Source organism: Bartonella chomelii (genome assembly GCF_014138465.1).
Taxonomy (GTDB): domain Bacteria; phylum Pseudomonadota; class Alphaproteobacteria; order Rhizobiales; family Rhizobiaceae; genus Bartonella; species Bartonella schoenbuchensis.
In genome coordinates this window covers 1-2,047 of the sequence record NZ_JACJIR010000026.1, presented here as the reverse complement: position 1 = coordinate 2,047, position 2,047 = coordinate 1, and the positions used below count along the sequence as shown (strand labels likewise).

Sequence of the window (2,047 nt, the reverse complement as noted above, 5' to 3'; positions counted from 1 at the left end):
TCATCACCAAATTCTCACCCCCCACGGCATACACCCCTACCCCCTTATCCTGTCCCGTAATCACCGTCCGCGTCAACTCAGCACTCTCCACCCCACTCCCCACATCCACCCCCTTCTCCGTAAACTCTGTTACCGACCCATCCTTCATTATCAGTGTCCTCCCCTCCGCCTTCACCCCCGTCGTGAACCCCGAAATCTCCACCCCCCCATCCAACCTCACCGTCCCACCCCCCGTCACCCCATAACTCCCACCACCCCCCAATCCCGTAATCGTCACATCCTTCATCGTCAAGCTCTCCCCCGCCATCACCCCCATTCCAACCTTTGAAATCTTCACCCCTCCATTCAACGTCACATTCCCACCCGTCACCCCATACCCACCTTTCCCATTTCCCGTAATCGACCCCCCAGTCATCGTCAAGCTCCCACTCCCCGCATTCACCCCCGTCGCAAATTGTGAAACCGTCACATTCTCCAACGTCACATTCCCATCCGTCATACTCACCCCATACCCACCTCTCCCCAATCCCGTAATCGTCCCCCCCCTAATCGTCAGGCTCTTCCCTCTCTTAACATACACCCCCATTTGTACCCCCTCAACCGTCACATCGTCCAACCTCATCACCAAATTCTCACCCCCCACCGCATACACCCCCGTACTCCCACTTCCCTTCCCCGTAATCCTTGTCCCCGTCAACTCAGCGCTCGTCACCCCACTCCCCACATACACCCCCTTCTCCGTAAACTCTGTCACCGACCCCCCAGTCATCATCAAGCTCTTACCCTTCTCCACCCTCACCCCCATTCCAACCTTTGAAATCGTCACCCTCTCCAACCTCACCGTCCCACTCCCCGTCACCCCATACCCACCTCTCCCATTTCCCGTAATCGTCACATCCTTCATCGTCAAGCTCTCACTCCCCTCCGCACTCACCCCCGTTTCAAACCCCGTAATCCTCACCCCTCCATTCAACATCACCTCCCCCTTATCCCCCCCATCCATCACATTCACCCCCGTGCCACTCCCATTTCCCTCAATCTCCCCCCCAGTCATCATCAAGCTCTTACCCTTCTCCACTTTCACCCCCGTCGCAAATTGTGAAATCTTCACCCTCTCCAACACCATCCTCCCACTCCCCGTCACCCCCGTGCCACTCCCCAATCCCGTAATCGTCCCCCCCCTAATCGTCAAGCTCTCACTCCCCTCCGCATTCACCCCCGTTTCAAACCCCGTAATCGTCACCCCTCCCTCCAACCTCATCCTCCCACTCCCCGTCACCCCCTGACCTTTCCCATTTCCCGTAATCGACCCCCCAATCATCGTCAAATTATCCACCACATTCACCCCCGTCGTGAACCCCGTAATCGACCCCCCAGTCATCTTAAACGTCCCCCTCGTCCCCATCACCCCATAACTCCCACTTCCCGTAATCTTCACCCCATCCAACGTCACCACACTCCCCCCATCCATCACATACACCCCCTGACCATTTCCCGTAACCGTAATCATCCCCCCAGTCATCTTAAACGTCCCCTTCTGCACCTTCACCACCCCCATACTCCCACCCCCACTCCCCTTCCCCGTAACCGTCACCTCCTCCAACGTCACCGTCCCACCCGTCATACTCACCCCATACCCATCTCTCCCACCTCCCGTAATCTCCCCCCCAGTCATCTTAAACTCCCCCTTCGTCACCTTCACCCCCGTTTCAAACCCCGTAATCTTCACCCCTCCATCCAACGTCACATTCCCACCCGTCATACTCACCCCATAACCCCCACTTCCCGTAATCATCCCCTTTGTCATCTTAAACTCCCCCTTCTCCACCTTCACCCCCATCGTCCCACTTCCCGTAACCATAATCGTCGCATTCCCCATCAACTCAGCCGTCCCACCCCTCACCTCCACCCCACTACTCCCCACACTTCCCCTAACCGTAATCATCCCCTTTGTCATCTCAAACTTCCCACTTGTCACCCTCACCCCCGTTTCAAACTCTGAAATCCTCACATCCATCAACTCAGCCTTCCCACCCGTCACATTCAC

At 56.9% G+C, this 2,047-nt stretch carries 1 protein-coding gene; it reads right to left on the bottom strand.

All coding sequences use genetic code 11. The annotated features are described in order from the left end of the window. The coding region (locus GGR10_RS06725) for a right-handed parallel beta-helix repeat-containing protein (protein WP_182480444.1) at positions 1–2,047 on the bottom strand (2,047 nt) is incomplete at both ends.